The organism is Legionella sp. JM-2024 (assembly GCF_055389095.1).
In genome coordinates, this window is the sequence record NZ_AP039388.1 from 1,330,404 (window position 1) to 1,350,138 (window position 19,735).

The window sequence follows — 19,735 nt, forward strand, 5'->3', positions numbered from 1 at the left end:
TCAGTGATGTACGATAATTCTTGGCTTACATGATGAGCATGAGCAAAACATCTTTTAGTAATTAATTGGTTTTATCAAGGGCTGCTTGTTGTGCGGACAGACTAATTTTATTTTTTAATGTTGTTAGCTATTACCTTTATGGTATTTCGCTTCGCGGACTTTTATTAAACTGAGAAAGGCAGCAACTGCCTTGAATTAAAAGTCCAGGCAGTTTCTTGCTGCTGTACTTATTTCAGAAAATCATGGCTTGCTTTTTGATAGGTATTCAAAAAAGTATCCTGGACAACGACTGCTTTGTTATTAATGGCTTGAATTGTTTCTGATTTATTAAGCACACCGGATTTAAATTGCCAACCTTTGGGAAGTTTGAGTTTATCACCCAGCTGTGCGAGGCTGGTTAGTGATTGAGGATATTTTTGAACACTATAGGATTGCATGACAAAAACTTGCCCAGATGGATTAATTAACTCAAAAACTGGCTTGCCAGCTTGATAGATCCATGTTGTCTTACGATCAACTTCATGGAGTTGATAAGGTTTGTTTTTAAATAAATCCATTAGATTGAGATGCAATATACCTGCTTCACGCATGGGAATTCCATTGATTGTCTTAATAGTGGGATTTACCAAAGAGGTATTTTTAAACCCGTCAATTACCCAATATCGCGGACCATTAAGATGAACAAAAGAAGAACCGGTCTCTTTTTTTACTGCAGGAATAGAAACTTTATCCCATAATTGCTCTGGGCAATCATTTAGTCCCCAGGTATTATAAACGGCATAACTTGATATGCTCTTTGACAGGATAATCTCACAATATCGTTTGCCACGCATGTTGGATGTCTCTGCTCCGTGAGTCAGCTGTGGCAAAAAAAATAAAACGAAAAGAAATGAAAAAATCCTAATAGAAAAATAATGAAAAATTTTTAAACCGTGCATTATTACCTCCGTGTCATTTTCCGATAATTGTCAATAATCACATTAATCCCAAGCAATCGCAAAAGACAAAATCTATGCCCAATCTATGTCATTAAACTGGTGCATGCTCTCAGGAAATTGGTCCTTCTGAAATGGTCCAATAGGAATTAATGGTTTTAAATGTTTCTACAACTTGTTTGTAGTCAGTTGGTTTAACAATATATCCTACAATGCACCGATCATAGGCTTTGATTTTTTCTCCCATTTGATAGGAGGTGGTAAAAACTATGATAGGGATATTTCTATAGAGCTTGTCTTTTTTAACAATGTCTAAAAATTCAATCCCATTCATTCTTGGCATGTTTAAGTCTAAAATAATAAGGCAAGGTCTCTCATTATCTTTGAGATACTTTAATGCCTCTTCTCCATTTTCCTGAATGATCAAGTCATTTTTAATTTCCAGTTGTTCAAATGCTCTTTTGACTGACATTTGATCAATGGCATCATCTTCAATAAGTAGAATAGGTTTTGTTGAGTACACGTTATCCCTCACTATGTTTTTCTTTATTTAAAGTAAAATAAAAAGTCGTTCCTTTACCAACAGCTGATTTAAACCAAATTTTCCCTTTATAAAAATCTACAATTTTTTTAGCAAGTGTAAGTCCTACACCCGTAGAATCTTCGTTTTCTTTATTTCCCAGTGTTTGAAATAATTCAAATACTTTATCTTTATATTTATCTTCAATACCAATCCCATTATCTTTGACAAAAAATTCCCACTCTTTAAAATGCTCAGTTGCTCCAATTACGATTTTTCCCTGCGCTTTATCATTATACTTGATGGCATTACTAATTAAATTTTGAAAAAGTTGATAAATATGAATTTTTGCAGCATAAATAATAGGCAAGCTTCCCTGGATGCTGATTTGAATGTGCTTGGGGGGCATCAAGATGGTTTTAATTTCAGTAATCACATGATTTAAATCTATTTTTTCAGACTCTTCTTTTATTTGCCCTATTCTTGAATATTGTAAAATACCATCAATCAAAGCTTGCAGCTGTTTGACTCGGCTAGCGAGTAGCTCAAAATATTTTTTACCTTTTTGATCTAGTTTTTCCTGGTATTCTTCAATGACCCATTCAGAAATTGTTGCTATTCCTCTTAAAGGCGCTTTTAAATCATGAGATACGACATAAGCAAAACGCTCAAGTTCTGCATTACTTTCTTTAATGATCTCTTCTGCTTGTTTGCGCTCTGTAATATCAATTACGGAGGCTAAAACAAAAATTCCCGACTGAGTTTCTAAGGGATTTAAACCAATTTCTACAGGAAATTCTGTACCGTCACTCCTTAATCCATATAAATCACGGCCAGTTCCCATCGCTCGAGTTTGTGGTTTCATAAAATAGGATTTGCGATAATTTGGATGATTCTCACGAAACCGCTCTGGAACCAGGACTTCTACTTTTTGTCCAATAAGTTCTTCTTTCTTATACTTAAACATTTTAAGAATCTGTTCATTGGCTAATTCGATTTCCCCCATTTTATTTACCATTAAAATACCAGCCGGTGTCGATTCGATAGCTAACCGAAACTTTTCTTGTTCCTTTTTTCTCTCAGTTATATCGACTACTGATGCTAAAACGTAACTGCTCTCTTCAGTAATTAATGGGTTTAGACCAATTTCAACAGGGAACTCAGTACCATCTTTTCTTTGACCAAAAAGATCTCTTCCTGCACCCATTAATCTGGCCTGGGGTTTTTCAAAAAAGACCAACCGATGTTCTGGGTGTTTGGTTTTAAATCGGTCTGGTACTAGAGTTTCAATTTTTTGCCCGAGTAGCTCCTCTTTTTGATAGCCAAACATAGTTACAATTTGTGAGTTTAAAAGCTCAATCTCACCGGCACGATTAATCATGATCATACCCGTCGGTGAGGCTTCAACAGCTAATGCAAATCGTTGAGATAAGCGGTTTCTCTCAGTGATATCCACAATTGATGCAAATACAAAAATCCCTTCTTCAGTTTGTAAAGGATTTAATCCGATTTCCACCAGAAATTCCGTGCCATCTCGTCTTAAGCCATACAGATCTCGGCCGGTTCCCATAGGTCGCGCCTTGGGGTCTTTAAAAAATTCTTTGCGATAAAGGGGATGGATTTTGTGAAAGCGTTCCGGGACGAGCATTTCGATAGGCTTGCCTACAAGTTCCTCTCTGGAATAACCAAACATGCGTTCAATCTGCTCGTTGACAAGCTGAATATTACCCGACTCGTCGATCATGAGCATGCCATTTGGAGCCGCTTCGACAGCTAATTCAAATTTCTTTTGTTCAGTAGTTACAAATGGAATTTCTCTCGCAATAGATGCGGCGCCAATAATTTTTCCAGAATCATCTATAATGGGTGAAATAGAGATGGAAACTTTGATCTCAGTACCATCTCTTTTTAAGCGAACAGCTGAAAAATGCTTAATTGATTCACCTTCTTTAATTTTATTTAAAAATTGTTGAGATTCTTCTCTTCTATTGGCAGGGATAATATAATCTATAGGCAAACCAACTATTTCCTTCGCTTTAAAACCATACAGTTTTTCCGCACCTTTGTTCCAGCTTAAGATAGTGCCGTCAAGATCCTTGCTGATGATTGCATCATCACTTGATTCGAGAATTGCAGCATATAACGCATCGTTTTCTCTGGTTTTTCTATTGATTAACATGATTTAGTCACAATTAATATTTTGACATATTCAGTGTATATGATTTTTTGGAATGGAAAAATAGAGCAAGCACGGTTCGGGTCAAAATAACCAGCCTAAGATTTTTATTTTGTTACACATGAAACCGCGCCGTTATCTAATTGTAATTGATTACCACCCAAATCCGTCATAAATTGCCCAATGTAAGTTTGGTTATTTTTGTTTAATTGAGCTGAAACAAAAATTCTCGGGCGATCTGTCTCCTCCTGATCCATGGCGACCAGCAGTAAATTGCCTGATCTCATGCTGAATCGTGTCACATTGACCGGATAGGGGAAATCAATTTTGGGTAAGCCACCTATTTCGTTCGGTATGACAAAAGAAATAGCATCATCTATTCCTTTCATATGACAAACAACAGATTTTTGCGAGGCATATGCCGTCGCAGATCCAAAAAAAACCAATAGAAACACTGGAAAAAGACGTTTCATAGCAACGTACTCCTTTACTATTTTGAAAGATAAGCCATCCTCCTTGAAAATTAATAATAGCTAAATTTGTAATAATTCACCAATTAGAAAGCTGTTATCACAAAATTATTGAGTAAAAATGTCGAGTGAGGCACATATACGTCAAACTGAGACTGCTTATTCTTATAATATATCCGCTATCCATTCGGGCTGAGGAAGGGGATAATCGAAAAAATCTCAAAGATCCCTATGTTATTTTTATATATAATTCAATTTGTTAAATTAAAAATACACAGATTATGCAAGAGGTCTAATGCGTTATAAGGTAGGTTTTACACCACTTATGTTATGGAGATATTAGCAATTAGGGTTCTCCATTAATAGGAATAGGATCTTTAATTTGTTTGAGTAAAATACGCTTGCTGATTCCACACAGGTATGTAAACTAAGGTATCAGTTTAAATAAGGGATTAAACATGACGCGATTTTTCAAAGACAGTGAAATGGAAAACCAGTCAGATGAATATTACCAAAAGTTATGTAACGCTCTGCAGGTTACCATGTCAGTGTGTATTGCCAGCTCTTCTGCATTAGTTATTAATGAGTTATCTGCAAAAATTCGCATGGATCGGATGACTCAGTATGAGGAAAATAGCTCTTTGGCTATCACAGGAATCGGTGAACTACGAGTTTTTTTGCTTAGGGTATGGAAACATCTCGAGGATAAGAAAATTGATTTTCTAGATGCGAGAGCAGCAATAAAAAATATAATGTCAAAAGGCATGGTTGGAAACTGCGAACACCAGGCATTCTATCTGGCTGCATTGCTTAGACAACAAAGTATCCCAGCGTTCATTTATAATATAGAAGACATTGATCATACCATAGTCATTACAAGTAATTTTCTACTTGACCCATGGATAGGTGAAATATTTGCACTTGCTAGCACTGATCTCTGTGAATTTTATGGTTCTTCACTAAATATGAACGCTTCGTGGTTAAATCGACTGCTAAGTAACAAAAAGTTTACCTATCTTGATGAGATTGATTCTCACACACTAAACGAAACTTTTGCGCATCAAGATGACCAGTATGAGGACAAATCTTCTGTTTTACTTTTTGAAAGGTTATATGAACAAAAGGGTGGTTTGGCCGTGAGCTAAATCCGATACCTGATACTTGCTAACCGTTTTTTACAAATAGACTTCAAAATTCACAGCAATTGCGAATTGAAACATTGCTTCATGAATGGTTACTTCAATTGGTTATTTAAAAGTGCTTCACAACCTTCTATGGTTAGTGGGCGAGAATAAAAATAACCTTGAATTCCATCCACACCCAGTTTTTGCAATATTTTAAGTTGCTTTTCATTTTCAACGCCTTCTGCAATCACTGTAATATTTAGCTTATGGGCCATAGAAGTAATAGAGCTGATAATCGTTTGATCTAAGGAGTTGTTTTCACAATTATTGATGAATGTTTTATCAATTTTTATCTTGGTTACTGGTAAATATTTTAAATACGATAAGGAGGAATAGCCTGTACCAAAATCATCTATTACTAAATTAACTCCCAGATTTTGAAGATTTTTAATTTCTTTATACAGACTATCATTGTAGGCAATAAATACAGTTTCTGTAATTTCTAATTCAATAGATGAAGAGCTTAATCCAGTTTCGTCCAAGATCTTAACAATCAATTCGCTCAAAGAATGACGAATAAATTGTACTGCTGAGATATTAATGGCAATGACACCAGAGAAGATCTTTTTATCGTGCCAGATTTTTGCTTGATTGCAGGCTGTATTAAGAACCCATTCACTAACGGGAACAATTAATGGGCTTTTTTCTAAAGTATTAATAAAATCGGACGCTACAAAAATGCCTTTTTGAGGATGGTTCCATCGCAATAATGTTTCAAGTCCAATTATTTTCTTAGTATTCACGTCATATTTGGGGTTAATATCATATAAGGGTTGATACATGAGAAAGAATTCCTGATTATCATAAGCCCTTTGTAACTCTTTATCCAAACCGTGAATTCGTTGATACTCTTCATTTAGTTGTTCTGAATAATAATGAAATCTGTTTCTGCCACTTTCTTTTGCTTGGTATAGTGCAGTATCAGCGCGTTTCAGTAGCGTTTGGATGTCAATACCATCTGTGGGTGAAATACTAATACCCATACTAGCTGTGATCTGTAATGTATGCTCATCAATGTGTAAAGGTTTGGATACTTTATGAAATATTCGATCAACAATAGCTGTAATTTGCTCACGAGAAGTCACATTAGCAAGCATCACTGCGAATTCATCGCCACCCAAACGAGCTGCAATATCACCTTCACGCAAAGTTGAAGCTATTGTTTTGGCAATATGTACTAATAGTTTATCACCGTTATCATGGCCTAAAGTGTCATTAATTACTTTAAAGTAATCCAGATCTAGAAATAATAAGGCGACCTGGCCTTGAGAACGAGACAATTGTTTCGTAGTTTGCAGGAATATTTCATACAGCATATTTCTATTAGCCAATCCTGTTAAAGGATCATGTGTGGCCTGATAGTACAGTTTGGCATTTTCCAATGAGGTCATTGCCTGAGAGCACAGTAACTGCAAACTATCAATATGATTTGTTGTAAAAGTATAACTGCTATTTTTATGCTCCAAATACAATATTCGGCAAAGTTGGCCTTGGTAAAATAGTGGCATCATAAGAATTGATCTAGGCTTTTCCTGTTGTACATACGGATCTTTAAAAGTTAGTTCACATTGAGTCGCATCATTGACGATGATAGGTTTTTTTGTCCGTTGAACATAATTTAGAGTAGAAAGGGGATATTTTATTGAGGTGTTCTCAATCGCAAGAGTATTTAAATAAATGATTTGCTCTTCCAAAGTTCCTTCAGCTTCAACAACCCATTGATTATTAACCTGGGTTAAAATAATACTTCGTTGTGCCCCAGCGTTTTCCAACACAATGAGCATAAATTTTTGCAAGAGTTTATCTAAACGAATTTCACTCGATATGAGTTGAGTGAATTTTAAAATAGACAGCATATCCAAATGTTGTGTGTTCTTTTCATTATAGGGATTCATGCTCATTAATGGAGTATTATTGGGAAGCAGAAATGTTGGATAGCGTTCTTCAAGTAATTGAAGCTTGGTTGTCGCTCCCCATTCTTTAAAATATTGATAGGCATTCTGCAGATATAATTTTGTAGCCCGATCAGCGTGCATATCAAAGCAATAACGACCAGCACATTCACTGGCAATAGCCGCAACTAAAATTAATTCATTTGAGAGCGCCGTATCTATAGTTTGCTCATAAAGGGCGAGGGCATGCTGAGTCTCTTGTTTAAGACGAGAAAATTCAGCAGCGATGAGCAAGGAATAAGATTTATAGTTATTAGGACACCAAGTGGCGTATTTCTCGATAAACTGTCCTAGCCGTTTCAATTTCTTTAAATCAATTTTACGTTGGGCCGGCGGTAATTCTGAGAAACGATAAAATAAAGAAAGGGCATAAAAGAACTTGCCATCAAGATGGCTAATTAACCCTTTATCATAATCTGAGTAGTTCTCATGCTGTTCTCCAGCGTAAATCGCTTCCTCAATATTTCCCAATAAATAGTAAATTCGAGTTAATGAACTGTAAAAAAAGCTTAACTGCGTTTTATTTTTTTCATTAGTAATTGTTTTTTCAAAAGAAGAAGCTTGCTCAAGCATGGCTGATTTTTTATTTTCCAGACATTGAATAGAATAATTCCAAAATTTTGTTATGGTCAGAAAATCAGAAATACCTACTCTTGATATAAATGATAAAGTAGATTGAACATTATTTTTGGCTTCATTAAGCGTTTTTCCTGCAGATAAAGAATGCAGTACCAGTAATAAGTTACTGTAATTACCGTATACTAAATCTCCTTCTTCACAACAAAGTCTAAATGCTTTGGTTACTGTGTTGTTCGAGCTGCCAATAGAGAGTTGATAGGGTTCAATGAAACTGCCTAATACAAATTGGTTCTTACCTTCAAAATGAGATGCGCCATATTTTTGTTTTAAATTGTTGTAGAGTTTCACAAATGAAATGGCTTCTTGATATAAATTAAGTGAATGCATAATGACAAAGGCATACACGGGTATACACATTGATGTACTTTCAGTATATCCATACCTCAAACTCAAGCTAATATTTTTGCAAACCAGAATAACAAATAATCGTTGATTAATAATAAACGAACTGTTTAGAAGCTGTGTGATTAAGTCAGCTATTGCTATGTGTTGTAAATCAGTCATTGGTGGTAAATCAATCTGTTCAATTGGAGTGTTTCTTGTTTTAAATTTGATCTTGTAAATTGCTAGTAATATATTAATTTTATTTGGTTTTCTAGGTAGTTTTATTCCAAAATTTCGCAAGGCTCTTAAACCAATTTCCAAAGCTTCTGCATGCTTTCCTAAAGCGGACAACATTTCAATTTCGAGACGGTAAATTTCCAGGTTATCGAGTGCATTTTTTCCATGCTTTATCAGTTCAGTAAAATATCGATCTGCAACGGTAAATTCCCCAATCAGATATTGACACACGGCTAATTCTTTATAAAGTTGAAAGGCTAAATCATAGTTTTTTCCCCAAGCATTTTGGCTTAGCAAGGCAACACCTGCGGACAAGTATTCATTGGCAGTATAATAAGCAGAAGCTAATTTTGCTCTTTTGCCAGCCCATAAATTATATTTAGCCAACTCCAGCCGTTCTTTATTCCTGGTAATTAAAGAAATGCTATGATTAAAATGCTTCATCACATCAAACAAATGTTCGTCATTCTCTGAAAGAGTTTTTTCTTTTAACAACAGTCTACCTATTTGAAGATGAAGATAAGGTCTGTCTTCCTCATTAATGAGTTCATAACTTGCCTGCTGAATTCTGTCATGGGCAAATCGGTAATGTAAGGTACTCATATTGAGGTTATTAGTAATTTTTTCTAATCCTACTAACCCTATTGTTTTATACGTTTCTTCAAGAGGCCAAATTAAATTGGCTTTAATAGCATGGCCTAGCTCTTCTGCAATTTGGCTGATAGTCAGGCCACTAATAGTGAGCAAGGTTTTAAAATCAAATTGATGACCAAAACAGGCAGCCAATTTCAAAATTTCTTGTGTTGTGGTAGGCAGTAAATGGATTTTTGCAGTCAAAAGATCAATCACATTATCTGTTGCTCTTTGATGTAGAATTTTAGTTATATCCCATTCCCAGGCACCGAGCTCATAAGAGAAACTTAATATTTGTTCCTGATAGAGAATTTTAATAAATTCATTAATAAAAAAAGGGTTACCTTGAGTTTTCTCAAAAATACATTTCGCAAAGTCTCTCGTTTTTTCCAAGGGGCCAGAAAATGTATCGTGCAGTAATTGCTGTATATTTTTTAATTGTAAGGGTTGCAATTTTAAAGTAATAAATTCAACATTATTCTTACTTAAATTATTAATAGTCAATTGTAATGGATGGTACTCATTTACTTCATTATCCCGATAAGCACCAATAATAAGTAAATAATTAGTCTCACCATCCTGTAATAAGTTTTCAATAAAATCGAGCGATGAATTATCTGCCCATTGCAAGTCATCTAAAAACATCACTAATGGATGAGTAGCCTGAGCAAATACGCGTACAAAATTTTGAAATAGCAAATTAAAACGGATTTGCGCATCATTGGGGTTAAGTTCAGGAACAGCCGGTTGTTGACCTATAATTAATTCAACTTCTGGGATAACGTCGATTACAACCTGTCCAACATTTCCAAGAGCCAACAGAAGTTGTTCCCTAAGGACTTCCAAACTTGCTTCATTTTCTGCAAGGACTTGTTTTACTAAATTTTGAAAGGCTACAACGATTGCGCTGTAAGGTATACTTTGTTGTAGTTGATCAAATTTCCCCTGAATATAGTAACACCGGCGCTGTATGATTGGCTTATGAACTTCTTGGACTAAAGAGGTTTTACCAATTCCAGAATAACCAGTAATAAACACCATTTCTTTGGTGCCTTCATTGACTCGGTTAAATGCGGCAAGCAAAAGCTCTACTTCTTTTTCACGACCGTACAGGTTGCGTGAAATACTGAGGTAATCTTTTGTATCCTTTAAGCCCAGTGTAAATTGACTAATACGACCCTTACTTAGCCATTGTTTTTGGCACTCTTTCAGATCTGATTTTAAACCAATAATGCTTGAATAACGTTCCTCAGGCATTTTTTGTAATAATTTATCAATGATGGCAACTAACATTCCTGGTGTATCTGGTCTTTTTTCTAATACTGGGGGTGGTGTTTTTGCAATATGGCAATGCACCAATTCAAGTGGGTCGATCGTTTGAAAGGGCAACTCATTGGTTAGCATTTGGTAAAGAGTTATGCCAAGAGAGTAGAAATCTGTACGGTAGTCTACGGGTCTGTTTATTCTACCAGTTTGCTCTGGGGAGATATAAGACAAACCTTCCTCAAAGGTATTGTAAGCCAGATAATCAAAGGTTTCTTCCGCGAGTTTTGTAGAAGCACTCAAATCGATTAATTTAAGGGTTAATTTTTCAGGATCTATAATGATATTTGATGGTTTAATTGCTTTGTGAATAATCTTTAATTGATGTAATTCCCCTATGATATCGACAATTTGTAGTGCTAACTTAAAAAAGTCATTAATTTCTAATTGGTGGGTATTGAGATACGTGCTGAGTAATTGCCCTTCTACTCCTTCTAATATTAAGACTGGATCAGGTGTATTTTGCAGGAAATCATAGGCTTTAATGATTGCAGAGGTATTAAGTTGTTTCAGTAAGTGAAATTCATGCTGTAAACTGGCTAAATTTTCAGAAGAAGAAAAATGATTATTAGGCATTTTCACTAAGACTTTACACTTATCTTTTTGTCTTAACGCATAATAAGTGTCACTATTGTGATTATGTCGCATTTTCTTTTGTAATGCATATCCTGATATCGTCTTCATTTCAGTTTATACTTTCAAGTGTTATCCACTCATCTTTCCAGATATTCACTTAATAAATGGTCAGTTTATATCGGGTTGATATCTATAATTATATGACAATTACAGTAATTATGTCTGAATTAACGAAAAAAGGTTTGTCACTAAATTAATCAGAGAAATAAAAATTTGATATACAACCTATTTTCGCAGGCAGTAATAATTCCTGGTTATTGACTTGATATCAAAGGTCTATTCTATAAGTTGCTTAATCCTTTTATTCAGGACAAAAAAAGATCTAATTGTAAAAAACCCGCGATTTTTATCTGGCTTATTGTTAAATAAGAAAAAATGATGATAGATTGAAGTTTTTTTCATTTACGTGGGAGGGGATTGATGCGGCATTTATTATTAGTAATAGGTACTTTAACAGTGATTACGGACAATGCAAGCGCTCATTCTTTCATACAACCGTCGATTGCTCAGTCTACTGCCTGTATAAGCACTCTTTTTACTGCGACAGGAAATCAGCACTGGAAATCAATTGTTTTAAAACTAACTAATAACTGCAATCAAGCAGTCGACTTTCAAAATTCGACCATCTCTTTTCAAACAACAGACGCTTTAAATACGTCATTCTGGGGTGACTTTTCACCATTATCTTACCCTGATAATGTGTTAAACATTTCTTCCCAACCGCAAACTAATGGCAATTTTTTAGCTGCCTTTAATCTGCATTTTCCCAGCTATCCTGGTGCTAATAGTAAGTTACCTGTTGGAAAATCCATATCAATTAAATACGGAGCACCCACTGACAGTCATATCGAAGGGACGACTAACGTTTATTTAAGCACACCAGTGGAATCGGGAAGTATTCAATTAATCAATGCAGCAACGAAACCAACTAATGTGTTACAAAGTTATGCTCTTGTGCATGTCACGATGAATGGTCAATTGGTCAGTGATGTGCAATTACCTTGGGAAACTTCAAAGACTTTATCTGGTCTTGCCGTGGGAAATTATGCGATTTCTGCTGAAACAGTGACAGACAGCAATGGCAATGCTTATCAAGGACAAGCCAATCCCAGTACGCTTAGTGTACTTGCCAATCAAACAGCGAATTCGACTATTAATTACTCAGTAGTCCAACAGCCAGGTAAAATAAAGATTCATTTGCAGGATTTGCCTGGTGAATTAATTAACTACAATGACAATCCTTCTGTTCTGGTCACCCAAAGCCAATCAGGAAATTCTCAATCACAGCCAGTCATCTGGGGAAATACCATAACTGTTTCTGAGTTAAAGGAAGGAAGTACTTACCAATTCTCAACTCCTGCAATTCATTATAATGATTACAATTGCTTACCAACGTTCACTCCTTCTTCCTTAGTGGCAAGTGCTGGCAATGTAGCAACTACGAATTTAACTTATCAATGTGTTCAGGTTGTTAAAGATGCAGTGACGCTTAATGTGAATGGTGCTCCAACTTCTTTAACATCATTAAAAATTATTTTAACACCCAACGATAGTTCGCAAGCAATAGAACAAATAGTCAATTTGTCGAATGGTAGCGGTTCGACCGTGGCATCTTTAACTGATGGGGTTATTTATACTGTTTCAAGTGAGGCCGTTGCAGGCTATACAGTTCAATTTTCACCCCAACCTTTAACTGCTACGGCAAATGCAATAGTGACTATTACATTGTCTCAATCGGCTACTGAAAAGGGACGCATTATTGGTTATATACCTGGTTGGAAAACTCCTCCGACAGCCCAGGCATTAGCCAATGCTGGATATACTCATGTGATGATTGCCTTTGGGGTATTCGGCACAAGTACTCCTGGCGTGATTACCCCTGCCTTTGAAACCGTGACTAAAGAATATATTCAGTCTCTTCATCAAGCCGGGATTAAAGTGATTCTTTCTTTAGGGGGCGCCTTAACCAGTATTCCCAATACCACAGTAGATTTTCATCAGGCATTGATTTCCGCCTCTTCACCAGAAGTATTTAAACAAACTTTTATCAATTCTTTAAACGGATTAATCACACAATATGGATTTGATGGGTTTGATATTGATATTGAACATGGAATAAACGGTGGAGGTACTTTTTCTCAACCGCAAGGTGATATCGCTGTATTAGCGAGCATTATTAATACCATGTACAGTCAAAATCCGTCTCTGTTAATTACTTTGACACCTCAAGTTGCTAATGTGGCAGCAACGAGTGGTTTCGACCAAACATGGGGAAATTATGCATCCTTAACCATGCAAACACATCATGCCTTGGCATGGGTGGGTATCCAACTTTATAATACAGGGTGTGCTTTCGGTATTGATCAGGTGTGCTATGGCCCTACACCAACTAATACACCTGATTTTTCTGTAGCCATGGCTACTGATTTATTAGAGGATTGGCCAGCGACAGTCGATGGACGTAGTACAGGATTTCAACCTTATATTAGCTATTTAAAACCTTCTCAAGTAGTCATTGGTTATCCTTCTCCAAATGCCAATGGCCAAAGCGACGGTTCACCAGTGACACCAACCAGTACGATTAAACGTGCGATACAATGCCTTAAAACAGCAATTGCCAGTAATACCAGTTGTGGTACCTATGTTCCACCAAGAGCCTATGGAAATATTGGGGGGGTATTTAACTGGGAGGTTACCTATGATCAAAACAATCAATTTCAATTTGCGACAGAATTGAAAAATTGTATTATTAATGGCATCTGTAGCTAGTCAATACGACGAAGTCAGGCTCTTTGAGCCTGACATACTAATCCAATATATTTTTAATTTTTGTAATCATCCGTTTAAGCAGAGAGCTTAGTGCAGATTTTTTCCATATCACGATCGCGTAAGTGTCTATCTTGAGGAAACTTGTAATTGGCAACCAGACTTTCTTTAGAAATTTCAAACACTTTTCCATCAACTAAGTTTGTATTTAAGGACTTTCCACCAAATAAAGTCATGCGTTTTCCATCAAAACGAGAATTAAAATATTTTTTCCAAAACATATCCGAGCCTGGTTGAATCATCATATGAATGCCTTTATTCATTTTAAGAGCATATTTGATGGCTCTTGATGCAAGTTCGCTTCCCAGACCATGTCCTCTCGTATTATTGTTGACAAAAAGTTGGTCTATCTCTAGCAGGTTTTTGCTTTCCAATCTAGGGGATGAAGCGATTTGAACATAGCCGTGTATTTCTCCTGTTGATTTGTGTTTTGCGGATATTTGTATATCGCCGTTTTGCATTGTTGATATTTCAAATTTGTAATTGGCCATAATTTACCCCAATAAAAGATTATATAATATTCACTTAGTATATTATATAATCTTTTTTGCGAACTTCCATTAGTATACCTAAGCGGCTATTCTGAATCTTCAATCGCATTGAGAGTCTGAGAGGCTATGTCTTCGATGATATCGCTGTCGAAATAATTGGTTAAAATAACGACTGTCAATTGTCGCTCAGGAAAATAGTAATATTGACCTTGATATCCTGAGCTTGCTCCATTATGGGACCATGCCATCTCTCCCTCAATTTCTTCGCGCCCTATTCCAAACCCATAATCATCTGGAAAAGTAAGCATCATTTTCAAATATTTTGGAGGCAAAAGTGTTTTATTTTTTAATAGTGCGTGAACAAAGAGATTGATATCCTCAGCGGTACTAATCATCCCTCCATCCGCTAACCCAAAACCATCATCATAGTTTGTTACGTCAACGACTTTATCATCTTCCAGAGTATAGCCATGTGTTGATAAATAATGATTGTCGTCTGATTCTTGTCCTTCAATATAAGTATTCTTTAAATGAAGGGGTGTTAAGATGTATTCTTTAACAGATTGTGCGTAAGATTCCCCTGTTACGTTCTCGATAATCAATTGCAGTAGTAAATAGTTAGTGTTGCTGTACTCATAAGCTGTCCCAGGCTTGAAGTTGGGTTTTTTATCATAGATTATTTTAATACACTCTTCCGGTGTCCATTCCTTGTCGGCCATAGAATCTATAAGTTCACTATAAGCATCATAGTCCGTATAATTAGGTATCCCGCTACGCATTTGTAATAATTGTTTCACTGTCACTGTATTCCCATTCGGAATACGATCAGCATCGACACTATCCGGCAATAAATCTGCGATATTATCATCAAGACTTAACTGTTTATCCTCTACTAATTTCAAGACAGTTACAGCTAGAAAAGTTTTGCTCATACTTGCAAGACGGAAACTATCCGTAATATTCATAGGTACATTCTCTTCCTTATCTGCTAATCCAGCTGCAACAGAAATTGTGCCTGAATCAGGACTTGATATCAGTAATACAGCTCCTGGAGTTGATGAGTCTGCGAGTCTATCTTTTAATATGGTGTGTAATTGATTTGTTAAAGAAGGTTTTGCAAAGGCAAATGAGCAGGTATTAAGGAAAAGGACAATATAAATTAATAAAGAATAAATATATATTTGATTGCAGGTGTACTTGCCCATAGCTGCTCCATATTAAATGGTTTCTTTTTCAAAGAAAAATGAGCCTTATTCTTAATTCTAGATCATATGTGGTTTTAATTGATTCACTGCACTTAGTCTCTTCAAGAGCAATAGGTTGCAAGTGTAAATAAACTGCAGTCTTGATTTTTGCTTGTGTGTTCTTCATAGTGCGAGATTCACGGGCAACGCAGGGCAACATGATTCATTAGGAATCCCCTACGAGACCACTAATATATTTTAATTCAAGGAGTAGGATAAATGGGTTATAAAACGAGTCTGAGTTTTGCATTATTAATTAGTCTGCCGTCTATTTTGTTTGCAGAAGATGCCCTTATTTTTGCTGTCGATATTATTCGTCATGGTGATAGAACACCGATTGTGATTTTGCCCACCGTAAATTACCAATGGCAGGAAGGGCCTGGTCAGCTCACAGCAGAAGGTATGCAGCAAGAATATAAAATGGGTACAGAGTTCCGTAAAAAATATATTGAGGAGTCACACCTATTGCCTGAGCACTATGAGTATGGAACGATGTATGTCCGCTCTACTGATTATGAGCGTACCTTGATGAGTGCCCAGTCCTTGTTAATGGGGTTATACCCACCTGGAACAGGACCGACAAGCTCTTCAGGATCCTCTGCTCTGCCGTATTCTTTTCAACCCATACCTGTATTTAGTGCACCAGCTAAATACGATGAAGTTATTATTCAACAAATAGATTATAAGGAACGTGAAAAACTCATGGAGCAATATGTCTATTCAACAAAGGAGTGGCAGCAAAAAAATAATGAGTTAAAAGATAAATATCCACTTTGGAGTCGTCTGACAGGGGTCAACATCGAGAATCTGCAAGACCTGGAAATAGTAGGTGATACCTTATTCGTTCATCAAACACGTAAGGTACCAATGCCTGATGGATTAACTCCTAATGATATCAAAATAATTATCAATGCCAGTGAGTGGGCTTTTATGTCACAAGAAAAGCCAAAACAGATAGCAAATGCCTACAGCACAAAATTAATGACTAATATCGCCAATTATCTTAGTAAGGGAGCTCAGCAACACTCTAAACTAAAATATGTTTTATTATCTGCTCATGACTCTACAATTGCCGGCGCGCTAAGCTTCCTGGGTACTCCTTTGGAAAAATCTCCCCCATATGCATCAAATGTGAACTTCTCTCTCTATGATAATGGTTCAAATTATTACACAGTAAAAATCACCTACAATGGTAATCCGGTTTCTATTCCAGCTTGTGGTGGTTCTGTGTGTGAGTTGCAACAATTTATAAGCTTGGTGAAAGAATCCAGGTATATGGCTTAAGTGCCTCATCATAGGTATATAGCAGTCTGGATGGACCTGTCAGAAGCATCCAGATTGTTGTAATCATCTAGTTCGATATCAAAAAATAGAATTATTTTTTGATATCGAACTCACATTTAATACGCATCCAAACATAGATGATTAATGATAACAACTGCTAGGGTTGGAGTTTATGCGTAGGGTTTGACCCAAAATACTCATTGTAGAGCTTCAAGTAAGACCCGTCTTTTTCCATCTGTAATAAGCTATTATTTATTTGATCTATTAATGCTGATTTACTTTTCAAGGTTATGATTCCATAACCGCTCCCTATAGAGATTTTATCGCCAACCAGTTTTAAATTATTGTCTTGAGGCGAACTTAAATTATCCACAATATATCGTGCTGCCTGATCGTTTATTAAGATGACATCAATTTTTTTAGAGATCAGTGCATTGACTAATTCAGCAGGATCTGTGAATTCTATAAGAGTATTGGTTGCATCATATTTTTTTAAAAGAGGGGACTGCTGAAAATTAATTCGAAAGAAACCAATTTTTTTAAAATTAATATCATTCAAGGTATTAACAGGGTTGGTTTTTAAGCTTAGAAACTGACCTTTACTTGGCAAGTACGGTAAGCTGTATAAATACTTATCAGGCAATGGTGTGTTGATGGGGTTTGGGCTGAATGTGATATCGAAAATACCTTGATCCAGACCTTTTAACTCACCTTCTTTGGGAATAGGGATGTATTCACATTTTTCCTGCAAACGATTACATATACCGTTCATAAGATCAATGACGAAACCATAATAATGATTTGATTTGTCTGACTTTGATGAAAAAGGCGGGGCGAATTGTAAAACACCTACCTTGAGATGCTCACTATAAACAAGAAAATTACTTATAAACAAAAAGATAAGTACTATTAGTTTCATGTATGAATTCCCTATGAATATAGTTCAACTTTAAGAAGAATTATCTCTCTTTTTAATTATAGGGTAATAGTTTTATTTTGGATCTCATGGCAGGGCAATTGGGATTGAATAAAAATGAGCTAACACAGGGGAGAGATATTGGATGTGTCGGACCAAAGAGAGCCGACCTGCTTTGGCTGGTTGTATTCATACAAATTACCATTTGCAATAAGTAAAATTTATTTCGTCTTTGTGATCAGCTAAAAATGGATTTAATACAAAGTCCCCAATCGTAATGATATCCTTCTGCATGATGTCTTTTGCACAAAAATTAATTGTGTACTTAGTTAAAATATGAGAATCTTTCTTACTGAGGAGAGGTTTATCACCATGTGAAATATCAGACTTTAGAGTTGAAAATTTCCTGTTTTTTACTATCTCGCGTAAATAACTTTTTGCTATTGGCTGATGTTTTTCTATCTGTTTCTGATAGTACCATAGAATGACTTGCAGATGCTCTTTTAATAAACAAAGATCACCGAATAAAGTTGGATAAGGTTTATTTTTTTTAACGGCATTATTTAATCGACAATAACAGGCATCCATCTCTTTAAGGAACTTTTGATTATTAGTGATTTTTGAATCGGACCTATGAAGAGACTTTAGAGTACTTTTGTTGATATCAACCAATTGATTAAAATGAAATAGAATCTTTGCAATGTTCTCCAGATCATTCGATGTACTCAATATATTAAATGCTTCAAGGCTAGTTAAAGGGATGGCTTTAGATTTTGAAAATATTCTCATAATGTAGGCCTAAGTTAATTTAGAGCTTACCGCCAAGGGAGTATTTGGCTGCGAATTGAGGCTGATTTGCTTGAAATCATCTCAATTTTCGCTTCAAACAATCCCATAACGATAAGCTATCTATTTCAATCTAAATAATTTTACTTTGAACTATTGATCACAGGATCAACTCTAATCAGATTGCTGCAGCAAACATAGATAGATTATTGACATAAATAAAGGGGCAAGTACACAGTGCAACATGATTTTTCGGTAATTCCTGAGAGAGTATAGCGATATTACAAAAACAGTCCTGTACTGTAACTCTGTTCTGTTTAATCTATACTCAATAAATAATTATCAATGATTACTTACGTTATGACTTTGAGATCTGGAAAATTATTGGTGGCTACCGCTTATCCTGACCCACCTTTTGATATTGAAAATAGTAGCGGTTTTGATGGTGATTTAATGAAAGAGATTTGTCAGATCTTGAATTTGGAATTCGTCCAAATCCAATATAAGGGAGAAAATTTCAATGATATATTTTTAGGCTTGGCTAATAAAGAATATGATGTTGTTATTTCTGGAACAACTATTACCCAAGACCGTGCAAAGCTGGTGCTTTTCTCAGATCCTTATTTAGAATTTAATCAAGGAATTGCTGTTAATATTGAATTAAATCCAAAGGTTAACTCTTTTGACGATTTAAGGGGGCTGGTTGCAGGCATACAGAAAGGGAATACATCAGACGAAGTGGCCAAGGAATTATTACGTAGGAACATACTTCGTGATATTAAATATTATGCCTATAATGAAATAGAGTTGGCTATTCGAGATTTGGCGGCTGGAAAAATTGGTTTAGTCATTAAATTATACCCCGTTATCTCTTATCTCATTCAAAATTATCCAGGATTAACTGTTCCCTTACAGGCGGAGACGCATGAAAAATTAGGTATTGCATTTGCTAAAGATAATTTTAAGCTTAGAGAACAAGTCAATAACATTTTGTCAGAATTGATAGGAAACGGCACATTAAGTGATCTTAAACAGAAATGGTCACTCAATAGTTAGGTGTGATTATGATAAACACATGCAAACTATTCACAAAGACAGATTCTAATTCTCGAATTCAGGAAGGGTATCCTGAAAGAGAAGTTTCTTCTGCTTATTGTTT

General features: G+C 35.6%; 13 protein-coding genes. 4 read left to right on the forward strand and 9 right to left on the reverse strand.

Features of this window, described 5'->3' with window-relative positions:
* Positions 1–227: 227 nt before the first annotated feature.
* The 4 genes from ACZ5EK_RS05890 to ACZ5EK_RS05905 form a co-directional block, all read right to left on the reverse strand.
* Positions 228–938 (reverse strand): hypothetical protein, encoded by a 711-nt coding sequence (locus ACZ5EK_RS05890; protein WP_464431850.1) that lies wholly within the window; start codon positions 936–938, stop codon positions 228–230.
* Positions 939–1,047: 109 nt separating this feature from the next.
* Positions 1,048–1,458: a response regulator gene (locus ACZ5EK_RS05895; protein WP_464427071.1), complete on the reverse strand. Its 411-nt coding sequence runs from the start codon at positions 1,456–1,458 to the stop codon at positions 1,048–1,050.
* 1 nt (position 1,459) lies between these two features.
* Entirely contained in the window at positions 1,460–3,634 is a 2,175-nt protein-coding gene (locus ACZ5EK_RS05900; protein ID WP_464431852.1) for a PAS domain-containing sensor histidine kinase, read from the reverse strand.
* Positions 3,635–3,738: 104 nt separating this feature from the next.
* Positions 3,739–4,104, reverse strand: coding sequence for a hypothetical protein (locus ACZ5EK_RS05905; RefSeq protein WP_464431853.1), 366 nt, complete (start codon positions 4,102–4,104; stop codon positions 3,739–3,741).
* A gap of 455 nt (positions 4,105–4,559) precedes the next feature.
* Here ACZ5EK_RS05905 and ACZ5EK_RS05910 point away from each other — a divergent pair, with 455 nt between their 5' ends.
* Positions 4,560–5,246 carry a hypothetical protein gene (locus ACZ5EK_RS05910; RefSeq protein ID WP_464431854.1) on the forward strand — a complete coding sequence of 229 codons (687 nt, stop codon included), beginning with the start codon at positions 4,560–4,562 and terminating at the stop codon, positions 5,244–5,246.
* Positions 5,247–5,335: 89 nt separating this feature from the next.
* On the opposite strand, the gene ACZ5EK_RS05915 is transcribed toward ACZ5EK_RS05910, so the two are convergent.
* On the reverse strand, positions 5,336–11,077 hold the full coding sequence (locus ACZ5EK_RS05915; protein WP_464431855.1) for an EAL domain-containing protein: 5,742 nt from the start codon (positions 11,075–11,077) through the stop codon (positions 5,336–5,338).
* Positions 11,078–11,449: 372 nt separating this feature from the next.
* Here ACZ5EK_RS05915 and ACZ5EK_RS05920 point away from each other — a divergent pair, with 372 nt between their 5' ends.
* Positions 11,450–13,798, forward strand: coding sequence for a glycosyl hydrolase family 18 protein (locus ACZ5EK_RS05920; RefSeq protein ID WP_464431856.1), 2,349 nt, complete (start codon positions 11,450–11,452; stop codon positions 13,796–13,798).
* A gap of 74 nt (positions 13,799–13,872) precedes the next feature.
* Here the strand turns inward: ACZ5EK_RS05920 and ACZ5EK_RS05925 are convergent, their stop codons facing one another.
* Together ACZ5EK_RS05925 and ACZ5EK_RS05930 are read right to left on the reverse strand one after the other, a co-directional pair.
* Complete coding sequence (locus tag ACZ5EK_RS05925) at positions 13,873–14,346, reverse strand: GNAT family N-acetyltransferase (protein WP_464431858.1); 474 nt, start codon at positions 14,344–14,346, stop codon at positions 13,873–13,875.
* A gap of 86 nt (positions 14,347–14,432) precedes the next feature.
* On the reverse strand, positions 14,433–15,551 hold the full coding sequence (locus ACZ5EK_RS05930) for a serine hydrolase domain-containing protein (RefSeq protein WP_464431859.1): 1,119 nt from the start codon (positions 15,549–15,551) through the stop codon (positions 14,433–14,435).
* Between the two features lie 258 nt (positions 15,552–15,809).
* Between ACZ5EK_RS05930 and ACZ5EK_RS05935 the strand changes: the two genes are divergently transcribed.
* The gene (locus ACZ5EK_RS05935; RefSeq protein ID WP_464431861.1) at positions 15,810–16,874 is read left to right on the forward strand and encodes a histidine phosphatase family protein; all 1,065 of its coding nucleotides are present in this window, start codon (positions 15,810–15,812) and stop codon (positions 16,872–16,874) included.
* Positions 16,875–17,031: 157 nt separating this feature from the next.
* Here the strand turns inward: ACZ5EK_RS05935 and ACZ5EK_RS05940 are convergent, their stop codons facing one another.
* Positions 17,032–17,793, reverse strand: a complete 762-nt coding sequence (locus tag ACZ5EK_RS05940; RefSeq protein ID WP_464431862.1) for a transporter substrate-binding domain-containing protein — start codon at positions 17,791–17,793, stop codon at positions 17,032–17,034.
* Positions 17,794–17,988: 195 nt separating this feature from the next.
* Positions 17,989–18,579 carry a lpg1124 family Dot/Icm T4SS effector gene (locus ACZ5EK_RS05945; protein WP_464431863.1) on the reverse strand — a complete coding sequence of 197 codons (591 nt, stop codon included), beginning with the start codon at positions 18,577–18,579 and terminating at the stop codon, positions 17,989–17,991.
* A 357-nt stretch (positions 18,580–18,936) separates the two neighbouring features.
* On the opposite strand from ACZ5EK_RS05945, the gene ACZ5EK_RS05950 reads away from it, so the two are divergent.
* Positions 18,937–19,632 (forward strand): ABC transporter substrate-binding protein, encoded by a 696-nt coding sequence (locus ACZ5EK_RS05950; protein ID WP_464431865.1) that lies wholly within the window; start codon positions 18,937–18,939, stop codon positions 19,630–19,632.
* Positions 19,633–19,735: the final 103 nt, after the last annotated feature.